The sequence below is a fragment of the Aquirufa sp. ROCK2-A2 genome (assembly GCF_054558485.1).
This window is the reverse complement of record NZ_JBPXKA010000002.1, coordinates 125,644-139,692: the sequence shown is the minus strand read 5'-3', so window position 1 is coordinate 139,692 and position 14,049 is coordinate 125,644. Positions and strand designations below refer to the sequence as shown.

General features: G+C 32.5%; 15 protein-coding genes. 7 read left to right on the top strand and 8 right to left on the bottom strand.

Features of this window, described 5'->3' with window-relative positions; translation table 11 throughout:
* Positions 1-47: 47 nt before the first annotated feature.
* Together V7S76_RS03820 and V7S76_RS03815 are read right to left on the bottom strand one after the other, a co-directional pair.
* A complete protein-coding gene (locus V7S76_RS03820; RefSeq protein WP_459508715.1) occupies positions 48-1,943 on the bottom strand; it encodes an asparagine synthase-related protein in 1,896 nt (631 codons plus the stop codon).
* 69 nt (positions 1,944-2,012) lie between these two features.
* Positions 2,013-2,309 carry a lasso peptide biosynthesis PqqD family chaperone gene (locus tag V7S76_RS03815; RefSeq protein ID WP_459508714.1) on the bottom strand — a complete coding sequence of 99 codons (297 nt, stop codon included), beginning with the start codon at positions 2,307-2,309 and terminating at the stop codon, positions 2,013-2,015.
* Positions 2,310-2,664: 355 nt separating this feature from the next.
* Here V7S76_RS03815 and V7S76_RS03810 point away from each other — a divergent pair, with 355 nt between their 5' ends.
* Genes V7S76_RS03810 through V7S76_RS03790 form a run of 5 tightly spaced genes read left to right on the top strand, consistent with a single transcriptional unit; the run spans position 2,665 to position 4,560 of the window.
* Positions 2,665-3,582, top strand: coding sequence for a phosphoenolpyruvate carboxykinase (ATP) (locus V7S76_RS03810; protein WP_459508713.1), 918 nt, complete (start codon positions 2,665-2,667; stop codon positions 3,580-3,582).
* Positions 3,566-3,985, top strand: coding sequence for a lasso peptide biosynthesis B2 protein (locus V7S76_RS03805; protein ID WP_459508712.1), 420 nt, complete (start codon positions 3,566-3,568; stop codon positions 3,983-3,985). Before V7S76_RS03810 ends, V7S76_RS03805 begins: the two co-directional genes overlap by 17 nt.
* Before the next feature lie 54 nt (positions 3,986-4,039).
* Positions 4,040-4,177, top strand: coding sequence for a hypothetical protein (locus V7S76_RS03800; protein ID WP_459508711.1), 138 nt, complete (start codon positions 4,040-4,042; stop codon positions 4,175-4,177).
* Positions 4,178-4,229: 52 nt separating this feature from the next.
* Complete coding sequence (locus tag V7S76_RS03795; RefSeq protein ID WP_459508710.1) at positions 4,230-4,370, top strand: hypothetical protein; 141 nt, start codon at positions 4,230-4,232, stop codon at positions 4,368-4,370.
* 52 nt (positions 4,371-4,422) lie between these two features.
* Complete coding sequence (locus V7S76_RS03790; RefSeq protein WP_459508709.1) at positions 4,423-4,560, top strand: hypothetical protein; 138 nt, start codon at positions 4,423-4,425, stop codon at positions 4,558-4,560.
* A 146-nt stretch (positions 4,561-4,706) separates the two neighbouring features.
* Here V7S76_RS03790 and V7S76_RS03785 read toward each other — a convergent pair whose 3' ends face one another.
* Both V7S76_RS03785 and V7S76_RS03780 read right to left on the bottom strand, forming a co-directional pair.
* Positions 4,707-5,186, bottom strand: a complete 480-nt coding sequence (locus V7S76_RS03785) for a YybH family protein (RefSeq protein ID WP_459508708.1) — start codon at positions 5,184-5,186, stop codon at positions 4,707-4,709.
* Positions 5,187-5,375: 189 nt separating this feature from the next.
* Positions 5,376-6,401: an endo-1,4-beta-xylanase gene (locus V7S76_RS03780; RefSeq protein WP_459508707.1), complete on the bottom strand. Its 1,026-nt coding sequence runs from the start codon at positions 6,399-6,401 to the stop codon at positions 5,376-5,378.
* A gap of 496 nt (positions 6,402-6,897) precedes the next feature.
* Between V7S76_RS03780 and V7S76_RS03775 the strand changes: the two genes are divergently transcribed.
* Positions 6,898-7,494, top strand: coding sequence for an SOUL family heme-binding protein (locus V7S76_RS03775; RefSeq protein ID WP_459508706.1), 597 nt, complete (start codon positions 6,898-6,900; stop codon positions 7,492-7,494).
* A gap of 61 nt (positions 7,495-7,555) precedes the next feature.
* Here V7S76_RS03775 and V7S76_RS03770 read toward each other — a convergent pair whose 3' ends face one another.
* Both V7S76_RS03770 and V7S76_RS03765 read right to left on the bottom strand, forming a co-directional pair.
* On the bottom strand, positions 7,556-9,067 hold the full coding sequence (locus V7S76_RS03770; protein ID WP_459508705.1) for a glycoside hydrolase: 1,512 nt from the start codon (positions 9,065-9,067) through the stop codon (positions 7,556-7,558).
* Between the two features lie 256 nt (positions 9,068-9,323).
* A complete protein-coding gene (locus V7S76_RS03765; RefSeq protein WP_459508704.1) occupies positions 9,324-10,604 on the bottom strand; it encodes a carboxypeptidase-like regulatory domain-containing protein in 1,281 nt (426 codons plus the stop codon).
* A 631-nt stretch (positions 10,605-11,235) separates the two neighbouring features.
* Between V7S76_RS03765 and V7S76_RS03760 the strand changes: the two genes are divergently transcribed.
* Entirely contained in the window at positions 11,236-12,396 is a 1,161-nt protein-coding gene (locus V7S76_RS03760) for a hypothetical protein (protein WP_459508703.1), read from the top strand.
* A gap of 593 nt (positions 12,397-12,989) precedes the next feature.
* On the opposite strand, the gene V7S76_RS03755 is transcribed toward V7S76_RS03760, so the two are convergent.
* Complete coding sequence (locus tag V7S76_RS03755) at positions 12,990-13,142, bottom strand: hypothetical protein (RefSeq protein WP_459508702.1); 153 nt, start codon at positions 13,140-13,142, stop codon at positions 12,990-12,992.
* Between the two features lie 467 nt (positions 13,143-13,609).
* Entirely contained in the window at positions 13,610-13,951 is a 342-nt protein-coding gene (locus V7S76_RS03750) for a hypothetical protein (protein WP_459508701.1), read from the bottom strand.
* Between the last annotated feature and the right edge of the window lie 98 nt (positions 13,952-14,049).

Sequence of the window (14,049 nt, the reverse complement as noted above, 5' to 3'; positions counted from 1 at the left end):
GTCATAAAAAAATGGCTAATAATCATGGAGAGAAAATGGTCAATACACTAGTCGAATTGTTTCAAAAAGTTAGCAAATTGCATTGTTTTTAAGATTTTTTGTTGTTTTTCAAATGCCGAACCTTTTTCTAGTTTGGCTTGAAATATGGCTAAATCTCCTTCCAATTTTTTTAAATCCAAAATTTGATTAGCCATTCTACTGTTTTTGAATGAGTCAAAAAGAGAAAACAATTCATTATTGTATTTCAAAACTCGAGGTGTTAGGTCAGAACTTTGTAAACCCTTTTTAGGGGCAAATAATACCTGATCGGGTAATTTATTTTTCATCATTTTTTTCACAAGCATTCTATTTTGGTAATTGGAATCAATTAATTGGTTATTAGGTATTTGGAAAAAATAATTCATTAAATCTATATCCGTAGTTGGATCTCTTAATTCAATCCCATGGTATTGCCCTAATTCGGCACCTAATATACTACGAGATATATAGAAGAGATTAAATCTAATTTTTGCTTCGTAGGGTGTTGTGAAAATTTTTTGAAAATTGAGATCATTCTTTTCGATATCTTGAACTATATCATAGGAATCCAATACATCTGGTTTGATGTACATACTATGCAAATATTTGAGTAATACTGGATTTTTTCTAAACCAAAAACGTTTAAAGTTATGGAATATGATTGGTTTTAAGACTTGGTTTTTTACATATTGAACAGGATGTTTGATCAATCTTTCCAAAGAATGTGGTAATAAATAGTCGACCCCTCCAAAAGATATAGAACCATTACCCCCTTCACCGCTTAATATACTTCCAAATCCATCTTTCGCCGTTGATTCAAAGATGTCTAGAATCCAATAGAGATTGCAAGCGCCATGCAAAGGCCCTGATAACATATCAAGTCCCATTTCAACACCTTTCAAAGGTGAAAAATCAGAAGAGGTCAAGTAATTAGGTCTAATATTACCTGAATGTTCAACTATCGCTTTTATATTTGAATGTTCATCTAATTCTCTTAGTCTAGCTAAGGGATTGGTGAGAAGTGAGTCTTTATAAAAGGGAATATGACTGTAAGTTGTTAAGCTTAGGCCGTCTTTCCTTAATAAATCAGCAGCAATATAGCTGACACTGCTACTATCCAATCCTCCACTTAACATGGATGCTACTGGTTTATAACTTCGTAGTCGACGCTGAACGGCTACTTGGAAAATTTCCAAAAATTCTTCAATATAATCTTGTGGGTTTTTATAATGAATTTCAGTGATTTTGGGTGAAGGCCAATATTTTTGTAATTTTCTTTGAAAGTTTGTCAGGGATAAAGAATATCCATTTGGCAAATAAAATACATTTTGGTAGAATGTGATGCCTTGCTCAATTTTCTCTTCAATTCGCCACAGTGTTAAATTGGAAATGAAATTTTCTTCATTTAATCTAAAATTTTGTCCCGGAAGGTTGAGAATAGACTTAATCGAAGAACTAAAGGCGAAATATTCGTTTGTTTGATAAAAATACAAGGATGTATACCCCATGGTATCACGGCTAATATACAATTTCTTAGTAGGGTAATGGTAGGCAGCTAAACACCAATCGCCTTTTAATCGAAATTGAACTTGATCTCCATATTTTAAATATGCTTGTAACATGATATATGCATCAGACATTTCTTCCTCTTTCCTTAAGGATAAATGCTTAATCAATTCATCTCGATTATCAATTCTACCCAAACCTACAAACAGTACGTCGCTTTCACTTTCATACAAGGGGAGAGCATCATGGACATCTTCTGCCGTTCCAAATGTTAGCATTTTGGCAAAACTAGACTCTTTGTTTTTGGTAATTTTGATGCTTTCATGAGGGAATTTAGATAATGGTTCCAGCATTTTTTCTATGCAGGATTCATTTGCATTAGCTTCATCTAAATAGACAATACCAAGTAGTAAACTCATGTTGATAGGGTATTTGAACTTGATAAATAAAATGCTTATTTCGAAGTTCGTTTATGATATGTTTGGGATTTAGGATTTAATGTCCAATAAATCGTGTTGGAGTAATGTGTTCAAAAATTCAAAAACCTGGTTTTGACATTCTTGTTCTTCCACTTCAAATTTAAATAGCAATTGATTAATTAATTCATGAACCAGAATGGGATTTTCAATCCTATTCCAAATCGAACTTCCTATTCGATTGAGATTTAAATAATTTCCATTTTTTAAGTCCATGATGACAATTTCATCGTGCAGTACATTGCAGATGATATTCGTACTGTTTCTAGAAATTAGGCTATTTAATTGTAGATTTTTTAAGGAGCTCATAAAAAATAATTGTAATCGGTGGAAATTTCATCATTTTTTCAATTATATGAATTTATTTCGAATTTAAGACGATGATATAAGTTGAATTTAACACAATAAAGTTAGCCATTTAAAAACATTTTCTATACCTCATCTTTTTATTAATTAAATTTGGAAAAATTCAACCTTCCTTTTAATGAATCTGAAATAGATTAGAATGATCATTTTTTTTACATTTTTAATTTGATTGAATTGAAACATCAAGTATTTTTTATTAAATAATCATTTTCTTTGTTTTTACTTTCACAATTGATTAGAGGAATTATTCGATTTTCTCGACATTCAAATGTGGTAAGGTTTATTTTGAATTGTATCTATGTCTTATCAATATTTAGCTTTTGGATTATTTATTCAATCAGAAATAGAGTTTCCAGAATTTGTGTCTTTTGATTTTGAATACCTGGATTTGATGATTTCAAATGGCATTGTTCCGACCAAACTAAAATCCGAACCTTTAATAGATGAATTACATGAGTCCATCAATGACCAGGAATACGTTTTGCATGTCGAAAATGTAGCGAAGTATTATGCATTTGATGGAAAAGAGATTATCGTAGAAAGTGTTCCAAATGTGGATAAGCGAACAATCCGAATATATATACTAGCAACCGTTATGGCGGCTATTTTGCACCAAAGGAATTGTATACCTCTTCATGCTTCTTCCATTAAATGGAAAAATGGACTAGTGGTTATATCGGGTGATTCAGGTGCAGGGAAATCGACGACCGTTTCTGGCTTGTTTAAATTGGGATATTCCATTTTTAGTGATGACGTCATCGTGTTGGAGCAGGACGAAAATAAAAAAATCCAAGCTAGAGCTTCTTATCCAATGATTAAATTATGGGATGATGCGATACAAAAATTACAAAGCGAATTGTTTGAAAGCCGCATTTTCGTCGTTAAACCGGGCTATGAAAAATTTGGATTCTTTTTTCATGAACATTTTGATAAAAATCCCTATTCCATTAAGTTAATTTTAGTGTTGAAAATCAAAGAAATTGACCACATTGAATATGAGGAATTACATGGAGGAGATGCATTTAAAGAATTTATCGCACAATCATATAGACCCAATATGTTGCATAGTAATTCGTTGAGAGCCTTAAATTATGAAATGCTCGTATCTATTTTGAAAAATGCAAAATTGGTCGTTGTGCACAGGCCACCCCATTGTAATCCAGAAGATTTAGTATCCCAAATTGAAAGCATCATTCAGAATGAATATTCAGTATAGTAAGCAGGAAATAGGTTTATTTTTGGAAGCATGGATTTTCATAGCTTTAGCTCGATTATGTATACTAATTCTGTCATTTGGGGACTTGATGAAACTGATAGGTCGACCAATTCTTCATCAGTCTATTAATGAACCCAATAAGATGCTCAATGAATACTTTTCCTATAATCAAGCCATAGAACGTGCTTCTAGGTATTCTTTTTGGAGGACCAAATGTTTTGAACAAGCGGTGACAGCCAAATGGATGTTGGACAGGAGAGGGAAAACTACCTATTTATATTTTGGAGTAAAGAAAGATCCATTGGAGAAATTAATGGCACATGCTTGGTTAACATGCGATGGAGAAATAGCGACCGGAGGAAATATGGCCTCAGATTTTGTGATTATAAGTTGCTTTAATTGATTATTTTTTTAAAATTTGGGTTTATTAATATTTTCCTACCTTTAATATCGACTTATGGAAAAGAGCCAAAAACAATTATCTGAAGTTCATGTGAAAGAAACTTGGGAAAAACCTGAATTAGATATGGTTTCAGTGAAAAAGAAAACCTTAGCAGGTGGACCTGGAGTAACTGATTTTACAATTTTAAGCTAAATCGTTCAATAAGATTCAATCAAATTATATTTATCATTCAAATTTTTAAAAAATGGAAAAGAGCCCAAAACAATTATCTGAAGTTCCAGTGAAAGAATCATGGGAAAAACCTGAATTAGAAATGGTTTCAGTGAAAAAGAAAACCTTATTTAATCCAGGAGGAGTAAGTACCGATGGTTTTTTTTATAGTTAAATCGTTCACTAAGATTCAATCAAATTATATTTATCATTCTAAATTTTAAAAAATGGAAAAGAGCCCAAAACAATTATCCGAAGTTCATGTGAAAGAATCTTGGGAAAAACCTGAATTAGAAATGGTTTCAGTGAAAAAGAAAACCTTAGCAGGTGGACCAGGAGTTGCGGATGCTGGTTTTTTAAGCTAAATCGTTTAATTTTTATCATAATTATTATTGTTTGAAATTTTAATATTATATTCAACATATTTTCTCATTTCAATAGTAAAAAAACACCTTCCACTTAAAGAGAAAGGTGTTTTTTTATTTTTAATGAATATTGATAGTATTTCAAATTATTTAGAAGCTGGAGCCGCTGCGGGTGCATCTGAATTCCAAATATCTCTTACTGCAACTAATTTGCCATCTATTCGTTTGAAAATACCCATGTATTTTCCTTTATCAATAGAAGTTCCATCAATTAAGAAATGTTCGTAAGTTCCAAAAGTCGTAACTGTTTGCTCATCTCCCATGGCATCTATGTTGGTAAGATTGGTTGATCCAATTACTTTTAATGGCTCGACAACACTTTTCAAGATATTGGCTCTTCCCTCAACTTGAACTGAATTAGGTGCCATTCGAACTGCATCTTCTGAAAATAAATTGGAGAAAGCTACAGAATCCTTATTTTTGACAGAAGCCTCAAATTTTTCTTGCCATGCTTCAATTTCTTTTTTGGTTGAATCTAAATTGAAAGCTTCTTTTGTTTCTGCTTTCTTTTCACATGAAGTGAATAGAATTGTTCCTAAAACGAGGGGTAAGATAATTTTTTTCATGATATAATTGATTAAGTTAATTTACATTGGACATTGACGCCCAAATACAAACCTATTAAATCAAAAGGTACTAAAGAGGTATAAAACTTTTATGTTGTACCATTTTACCTAAAGTGGTACAAATTCTATTTTGGCTATCTACTCAACAGTTATTGATGAACATAGTTAGTTGATTTAAATAGTTAAAGCTTAGTTAGTTTTCAAGACATCCCACAAGGTATAGTATCCTTGTTTTTTGATGTAATTCTCATCAAATAATAGGGGATATTCCTTTGGTCGTTTGAAATAACCGCGCAGCCAAGAATCTTTATCAGAGATATTCCAAAAGGTGATTCCGTATTGTTGTTTGGATGGAATAGACTGATAAGACTTAAATACAAAAGTGAATAAATCATTTTGTTTGGATTGAGCTAGCGCATCATAAATGAATTCTACTTGGTTTTTTGGATTCACAGCGATATCTAATTCTGAAAAATGGATAACCAATCCAGTTTGAACAGATTCCTTAATTACCTTTTCAATATCTTCTTTTTTTGCATGTACATTTATATGCATTTGTAGTCCAAGTCCATGAATGGGAATATTGCGTTGCTTTAATTCCCTAACCAATGATAGAATTGCCTGCATTTTCTTGGGATTTCCATCTTGACCATAATCGTTATAAAAAAGAATGGCAGATGAATCGGCTTCATGAGCCCATTGAAAGCTTTTGGCAATGTAATCAGGTATGTGATCTGCCCATATGGTGGGCCGCAAACTCCCATCATCTAAAAACGATTCATTCACTACATCCCATCCAGCAACTTTGCCCTTAAAATGTTGAACAACGGTTTTTATGTGCGTTTTTAATAATTCTTCCCAAGCTTTTTGATCACCTTGGAAATCTTTCATCCATTGTGGAACTTGATTATGCCAAACCAAGGTATGTCCGTGAATTCGCTTATTTGTCGCTTGGGCAAAATGCACGATTTCATCTGCTTTCGAAAAATCAAAACGCTCAGATTCAGGATGAACAAGCATCATTTTCATGTGATTTTCGGCGGTAATGCTGGTAAATTCATCGATAGCGATGGCTCGGTAGGCTTCATTTTCGTTTAATAAGCGAGGGTTAACGGATGCGCCTAAGTGAAACTTGATGACATTTTTTAGAAAGGGTGCTTTTTGGCCAAAACAAAAAACGGAGGTGCCCAATAAACATAGGATGATAATTTTCATTGAATTCATGATTTCTGTACTATTAATGCCAATCAAGGGTTGAAATAAGAAATATAAGTTTAGTATAAATAATTCAAAAAGAAGTCAGATCCTTGATTAAAATGCAATTTAAGGGCTAATACTTTTTCTACGGTATTTCTTTTTTTGAAAAAAAACAAAAAAACTTTTTTCTTTTGCTTCATCCAAGACGAATCAATCAAATGCTACTGACTGAACGATTTTCAATCGCTCACATCTAACTCCTCTGACCCAGACGCACATCGACCATGCGCATTGGCAAAGCTCCGCCTTGTTACTATATTCAAATCTTTCGTTCAGATTAAGCGTTGGTATAAATGAGTCTAAAGATAGTTTGTATGAAAGGTTTTTGTCGCTTAATTCGCATGATTAAAAAAGCGAAGGCAATTTTTTTAGATGAAACAATTGTATAGTGTCTATTGTTATAATAAGGCAATTTGTTTGCCTTCCATTTCACCTTGTATCATCTTCTATTTTCATGAAAGCTTTTTACCTTATTGCTAGCATTAGCTTATTATTTCTCCTGCTTCAATCCTATCAATTATTGAGCAATAATTGGAAGATTGAAAACCAAAAATTCAGACTTGTGTTCAAAGATTCGCAATTTGAAATCAGGTTTTACCCTGCTGCTACATTTGCTAAAATTTACAGTAAGGGGACGAATTACAAGTCAGTAGCCAGTAGCGGTTTCAAGAAATTGGCAGGGTATATCTTTGGAGGCAACGACCAAGGAAAAAGTATATCCATGACAGCACCTGTACGGATGGAACTCAGTGATAAAGGGTCAACCATGAGCTTTGTGATGCCTGAAAAATACAAAGAAACGGATTTACCTAAACCCAAAGATGCCAATGTGCATATTGTTAAATCAAGTCCACAATATGTGGCTGTCATTGGTTTTGGTGGATATGCAGATGATGAAAAGATTCAAGAAAGACGTGATTATTTATTGAAATTAATTCAAGCTAAAGGAATAAAAGTGGCTGGCGATTATACCTTTTTAGGCTACAATGCTCCATTTCAATTTTGGGGTAGAAAAAATGAAGTGGTTATTCCGATTATTTGGAAAGAGTAAAGGAACTATTTTACATGTTGAAACATGATATCGTAAAAAATCTACCTTCAATAAGCAGAACTCATTCAAAAAGAATCGTTGTGATGGATGAAGCTGTTAGGGTAATTTGATTAGAAAGAATGCTTTGATAAGCTAAATTTTGATCATAGGAAGTTGTATAGCTATTAATTTTTTGATGGGGTAAATTTTTAGGTAATTCAATCAAACATGACTCGCCTGAATTTATAAGGACCAAAACAGTTGTTTTGGAATCTGAATAAGCAGAAATTAAACAATTGGGTTGTTGAATGGTCGCCTCCACGCGTTGCATACCTGGTCGTACAAAAAGCGAGTAATTTCCTAAAGCCCAAAGGGTTTTGGAATCATAAAGATCAGCATCGTACTTATTGCCGTCATTTTCTCCTTTATTGGTTCCATGGAAGGTATATATCAATCCATCTTTGTAATCATTTGCACTAACTGCTAGCCACCAGCTCCAAGAAGAGGCATTGGCATGTACTAAATCAGCATGAATTACTTTTGCAACATACAATGCGGTTTTTATACCAAGATCTACTCCACTACCGTTTATTTCTCCAGCATTATTACCTAAAACACAGTATTCCGATTGCCAAAAACCAAGTCCAAATGTAGAAGTTGATTTACGTACTTCTTCTCGAGTACTAGTAAGCACTTTTTCAGGTGAAGTGGTAAAGTAACTATGCCCACTGATTATTTTTTCAACATTCGGAATATTTCCAACATAATGAGGAGAACTGGGAGAAAAAAAACTTTCGATTTGCTGGTCTTGGTTCGGTCGATTTGTTTTTTCTGCGAACAAATAATTGAGTTGGCCTGCTTCGGGAATAACGATGGTCGTTGGAGTATTATTTTTTTGAAAGGTGGAGGCAAGATTTCTAACGGCCCATGCGATATCCGGATTGTTGATTGGGCTACCTTCTTGCGAAGCCTTACCTGATTTATTAGGACCCCAATCCCATTGAGGCTCATTAAACGGACTAATGTAGGTAAACTGGAAATGTTTGGAAACTTCCGAAAGGAATATCGACCACTCATTTATTTTATCTTTATTGAAATTCCATTCCCCGAGTTGTCCATTTCCAAAGGCAAGGCCATTTTTGGTCATTTCAACTGGTGCGCTATTCAAAAAACCAAGCGTATAAGGCACCTGGTAATTTTTGGCAGCCTCTAAAAACCATTGTTGACCTTCCTGTTTGGTCCAATTATATTTCCCCAAGCTAAGTAAAGTTTCAGCTCTTCTCCATTCGGAATTTATTTTGCTATCATTTCCTTGTTCAAAGCTTCCTGCACCGATATTAAATCGCCACATCGATAAACCTATTCCCTTGGGGTTGCCATTTTGATCTTTTTCTGTACTAAAAAGCCATTCAGCGATTTTCTTTTTCTTTTCTAGGGGATAATTTTTGCCCACCATAGCGATCGACCAGCAATCAGACGCTCCAAAACTATGTATTGTTTGATACTTATTCTCAGGATTTAGTTGAATATTTTGGCAAAAAATAGGATAGCTAAACAGCAGGAAAATGAGACTTCTTAAAAATAGCTTGTTCATCGGTTTCTTTAATTCCTTCCAAGTTAAATGATTTTCTCGCAAAATAAATAATTTAAAATTCTATATTTAAATCAATCCGATTTGAAGGATGTTGGTGCCACTAAAATAGTTTGAAGCGACATATATGACATCATGTAAAGCGTTGATATCGGGTCTATATCCTTGCTTTCTATGTTTCATTAAAACGGTTATCAATACGCATTGATTGGTGATTAGCATCTTGACATGGTAAATACTTGTCGAAAAAACAGGAATCCTATTTTACAGCTTTTCTTTGAATTTTTCGGATAGCAGCATCAATGGATTTTTCAGGTTCTATGATATTGTATTCTCCCCAAAAATCTGGGTCAGCCAAAGAAGATACTTTATCCGACATGATTACATTGTCGGGCAATTTGATTGAATTTTTGATCTCATGGTTATCCTCTTTTTTCCATCCTGTAACGGCCATTTCTAATGTGGTGTTATAAATAGTGTTGAAAAATCTTTTATCCCAATTTAATGTAAAAGATAAATCCCCTCGCGAATAAGCAAAAACCCATTTTCCATTTTGTTTTCGGTAGTTAATTTGGTACTTGACTTCGGTGGGATAAATGACAACTCCAGCAGGTTTTTGACGAGTAAACAGAAGTCCTGCATTGATTTTATCTTTAACATTTAATTGGAAATTAGCGCTTATGACAGCATGTGTTTTCGCGTCAATGAATAATTTTCCGAAATAAAGAGGATTATCATCGATAGGTTTTTGTTTGAAAGCTAAAACCAACACTTTTTCATCATTTATTTGGGTATCCTCTTCTAGGTTAAAATCATATAATTCGAATGCATCATCTGTAAATACGAATTTTGGGTATTTGATTAAATCAAGGTACAAAGCGGAAAAAGGACCTCCTTGTAATTTAAAATTTACGGTGTCTAATTTGCTGTAGTCTGTATTTTTTCGACCTTTAAAAAGATGGATTTTGTCTGGTAAACCTAGTGAATATGCCTGTTTTTGAATGTCAACGATGGATTCAGATAGAGCGACATAGGTACGCCGTTTTCGAATAGTTTCTCGATAAAAACCGGTCAAGTCCATTGATGCATCTCCATAATTTTGCGATCGATTTTGTAATACTTCTAAAAAAGTTTTTTGGGGATCCTTCACTTTTACCACTACCTCTTCGAGCATCGTATTACTGGGTTCCAAATACAAAACATTTTTTTCGGGCTTTAAATCTTTGATGGGAACCACCTTATTTTTATATCCTAAAAATGAAATTATGAGGTTTGACTGCTGTTTTTCTGTCGGTACTTTTATCGAAAATTTACCTTCGCTATTGCTAATAGTGGAAATGGTTGTTTCTGCTATTGTTACACTCGCAAAGATGAGTTCATTCTTTGTTTTGCTGTCCAAAATAGTTCCTTTGAATTGTTGGAAGGAACTGGAATCCGTCGTTTGATACAGGGATGAACGAGCTTCTGATTGCATTTGAATAAGAAGGAGGAATAATAATCCAAAGAATCCTCTGTAAAAAAAAGGTGAAGTCGTTTTCATTTTTTTGATTCAATAAATGATATGCCCAAAATTTAATTAGTGTCTTTTTTCTTTTCGTATCTTAATTCATGCCTCAAGGGAAGAAAACAATACTAATGAGGCTCAAATATAGTGAATGAGGTTTTGTTAAAACGTATTTGCTTAGGTATTTGTTTTACTGTCCTTATCGAATTTCCTTTAATGGGAATTTAGAAAGTTTAGAATCCCAACCAACATGTTTTACAAGATGCAATCCGATTCATGAACTCGATGATTTTTGGTTAAAGCTGATTATTTTCGATTTTTATAACAAATGTATCATTGATCATCTCAGATATTGCTGATTGTTTAAACTATAATTCTATTAATTTTTCCATTTTGAGTAATTAAATAATTACGTTTAAAATTTTAAGATGTATCAAATAAATTCATCTAGACTGCCAAAATTGGGCGCCATTTGTCATTTTTAATACTTCATCATTTTAATGAAAGTCAAAGATTGCGTAGAAAAAAAAGAATGGGTAATTTTATTTTAAGATCAAATTCACCTTCAGGGAATTTTGACTAGATACAATATTACATGCAATAAATCATTTGGTCTTAAGTATTTTAAGCTTTTGAGCCGAGGTTTATAAACCTTAGAGAAGATAGAATGAACAGCCGTTATAATGTCAAAGGAGAAGATTTAATCGGGAAATACGTTCTTTTGTCCTCATTGGTTTTACTATTTTTTTTAATTTGTTTCTATTTATATCAATCAGATTTATCCGGTTTACCGCATAATTATGTTGTGGGTGATTGGCTAATTAATTATCAAGACGGAGGTTTTAAACGAAGAGGCTTGTCTGGTTCCTTTTTTTTTCTTTTGCAGGATTTAACTGATATACCTTTAAAATATTTGGTTTTTTTCTCCCAAATATCCTTTTATTTGATTTTGTTGTTTAATCTGGCAAGGATCTTAAGCACAAAAATTTTAAACTGGGGATATGTGTTATTGTTGTTTTCGCCGCTTACGCTTTTGTTTCTTGCAAACGATAAGCTGGCCGTTGGAAGGAAAGAAGTTATACTTTTAGCCATTTTTTCAATGGCCGCACATTGGGTAAATAAAGGGAGTTACAATTTTAATAAAAAACTCTTTATCATGTTTAATTTGTTCATAGCCTCTTTTTTTCATGAACTTAGTTTGTTTTTTACCCCATATTTTTTTTTACTGGAATCGAATTTGTCTTTTTCAAATTGTGTCGAAAACCTAAAAAAGAATTTTGGGTATGTGTTAGCAACATTAATTCCAGCACTAGCCATAATGATTTTTGGGGTAGATATTAATGAAGGCCATAGTATAGCTATTTTGCACGAGCGTAATATTGAGCTACAAGGTGGCATATTTGAACCACGTTGGTCTAGTTACAATCAATTAATCTCCGACATTAAGTTATATCCCATGGGGTATTTTAAATATTCCATATCGTTAACCTACATGCTTTGCTTTCTTATTTATTACTTAAGAATATCAAAGAAAATGGATTTATTGTTTTCCATTGTTATTTGTTTCCTATTCAGTATTCCATTGTTTGTTGTCGCGCTGGATTGGGGTAGATGGCTATTTATTCATTTTACTTTACTTTTAATGATACTTTCAATTAAGTTGACGAATAAAGAATCGAATACTGGAAATCAAACTTTATCTTTTAAGCATATTTCAAGTTTGACTTATTTCTTCTTGATTGGTAACCTGGTTATAGGAGTTAGTCACTGTGCAAATGGACTTCAATATTCTTTATTTTTGCGTCAAATAATTAAGTATTTATTTTAAAAGAAACCTGACCTCTATTAATTAGCTTGATTAAAATGTTTAGAAATAACCTTAATGATCGTATTTTCACTTAATAATAGAATTTATCTAGATCATTCGATATTCCATTTTCAAAATTTTCGTTCAATCTACACCTGTTTTTAATGATAAATATTGGACAGTTATGACATTGTCGATTTTTTTATAATCCTACAAGCCTATTTGAATGTTCTTCAAAAATTGGATCTCGCTTTGTTTTTCAATTTGATATTTTCTTGAATTCTCAGCAATGAATACCTAAATAAAGGTTGCAAATAGCATTAAACCTTCTGAATGATATTCTTTCTATTTTTAGGGTGATGAGAATGATAATAGACTTCCAATGAGTGTTTTTAATAAAAGGGAATTTATTCAATATTCTGAAACTTATTAGAGAATCAGAAATTGTTTATTATTGAACAAACCCACATTTCGATCGAAAACCCTTTTCGTGTTAGCTAATTTGCTACTCTTTGCGGAAAACAAAAAAACAATCCTTTTGAAGATGGTTTAGGAAGAGGGGCGAAGTATTAAGAGATGATTGTTGAAATTTTGATGGTTCCTTAAATCCAAAATTAACTCGGAAAAACAAGTCCAACAGTACTTTCCCATGGATCTCTTGGCATTCCTCCATTTACATCCAAGGGAGATAAAGCTGGTAATTCCCAAGGTTTTTTAAGATTTTTTGTTGGTTGAGGGATGGACGAAAATGGTAAAGTCTTTGACATTTTTTTTAAATTTAGATCTTATAATCTTTTAAAAATTACGCTATTTATATACCCTGCAGATGAAATTAGGATAATTTAAAACCCTAACTTTAACCCTATCTTTAAAACAAAAAAGCCCATAACATTTTTTGTTACAGGCTTTTAATTTACTTAATGGTGGTCCCAATAGTTGACTAATTTAGTAGACTAATGAATCTAAATCGAATCAAAATCGAACCAGATTAATCTATTTGTATTTTATGGGTTTCTTAACGGATTATAATTCGTTGAAATCATACCCTTGTGCTCTCTTATTTGCTGCTCTGTTTTTAAAACTATCAAACTACCTTTATGTAAATTGAAGGAAGTAAAAAATTCCACTCATGATAGACACAAATCTTGAACTCGACCAATATCCTCTTGTAAGTAATCGTGGAGCTATCCAACTTGTACCAACGAAGTTGTTTGTAGATTGGTTTAATTATTATTTATCCAACCAAATACAGAACACATTTTTCACTTGATTTTTTGATAACTGCTATTCTTGTTTCAAAACTATCATCATCAAAGGATTTTTCTATTCTAAAATCACGTGTTTCAAAAATTTCAGTATAACTTCTATGATTTCCGGTACTAGAGACAAATTTGAAAAATTCTCTAATTTTTTTTGGATTAGTCCTAATAAATTCAATTAGTTCATTTTCACCGCAGTTATAAAGTTGAGATTTCTTATTTTCTATATTTGAAGTTAAAGTGTCTTTCCCCCCATTATTATTTGTTAAAAAAATAAAAATTATGATTATTATGATTAGTAGTAAGAAAGCACCCATTTATTTTAAATTTTGTTTAATCAATTCTTAAAAAGGTAAATCATCTCCTTAAAAAGTTGGAAAATCCTGAATATTTGGTTTTTGATGATTTTTACTTG

What these genes read in the sequence shown, in the direction of transcription:
- V7S76_RS03820 (WP_459508715.1), bottom strand. Translation starts at nt 1,943, where the DNA reads ATGAGTTTACTACTTGGTATTGTCTATTTAGATGAAGCTAATGCAAAT.
- V7S76_RS03815 (WP_459508714.1), bottom strand. Translation starts at nt 2,309, where the DNA reads ATGAGCTCCTTAAAAAATCTACAATTAAATAGCCTAATTTCTAGAAAC.
- V7S76_RS03810 (WP_459508713.1), top strand. Translation starts at nt 2,665, where the DNA reads ATGTCTTATCAATATTTAGCTTTTGGATTATTTATTCAATCAGAAATA.
- V7S76_RS03805 (WP_459508712.1), top strand. Translation starts at nt 3,566, where the DNA reads ATGAATATTCAGTATAGTAAGCAGGAAATAGGTTTATTTTTGGAAGCA.
- V7S76_RS03800 (WP_459508711.1), top strand. Translation starts at nt 4,040, where the DNA reads ATGGAAAAGAGCCAAAAACAATTATCTGAAGTTCATGTGAAAGAAACT.
- V7S76_RS03795 (WP_459508710.1), top strand. Translation starts at nt 4,230, where the DNA reads ATGGAAAAGAGCCCAAAACAATTATCTGAAGTTCCAGTGAAAGAATCA.
- V7S76_RS03790 (WP_459508709.1), top strand. Translation starts at nt 4,423, where the DNA reads ATGGAAAAGAGCCCAAAACAATTATCCGAAGTTCATGTGAAAGAATCT.
- V7S76_RS03785 (WP_459508708.1), bottom strand. Translation starts at nt 5,186, where the DNA reads ATGAAAAAAATTATCTTACCCCTCGTTTTAGGAACAATTCTATTCACT.
- V7S76_RS03780 (WP_459508707.1), bottom strand. Translation starts at nt 6,401, where the DNA reads ATGAAAATTATCATCCTATGTTTATTGGGCACCTCCGTTTTTTGTTTT.
- V7S76_RS03775 (WP_459508706.1), top strand. Translation starts at nt 6,898, where the DNA reads ATGAAAGCTTTTTACCTTATTGCTAGCATTAGCTTATTATTTCTCCTG.
- V7S76_RS03770 (WP_459508705.1), bottom strand. Translation starts at nt 9,067, where the DNA reads ATGAACAAGCTATTTTTAAGAAGTCTCATTTTCCTGCTGTTTAGCTAT.
- V7S76_RS03765 (WP_459508704.1), bottom strand. Translation starts at nt 10,604, where the DNA reads ATGAAAACGACTTCACCTTTTTTTTACAGAGGATTCTTTGGATTATTA.
- V7S76_RS03760 (WP_459508703.1), top strand. Translation starts at nt 11,236, where the DNA reads ATGAACAGCCGTTATAATGTCAAAGGAGAAGATTTAATCGGGAAATAC.
- V7S76_RS03755 (WP_459508702.1), bottom strand. Translation starts at nt 13,142, where the DNA reads ATGTCAAAGACTTTACCATTTTCGTCCATCCCTCAACCAACAAAAAAT.
- V7S76_RS03750 (WP_459508701.1), bottom strand. Translation starts at nt 13,951, where the DNA reads ATGGGTGCTTTCTTACTACTAATCATAATAATCATAATTTTTATTTTT.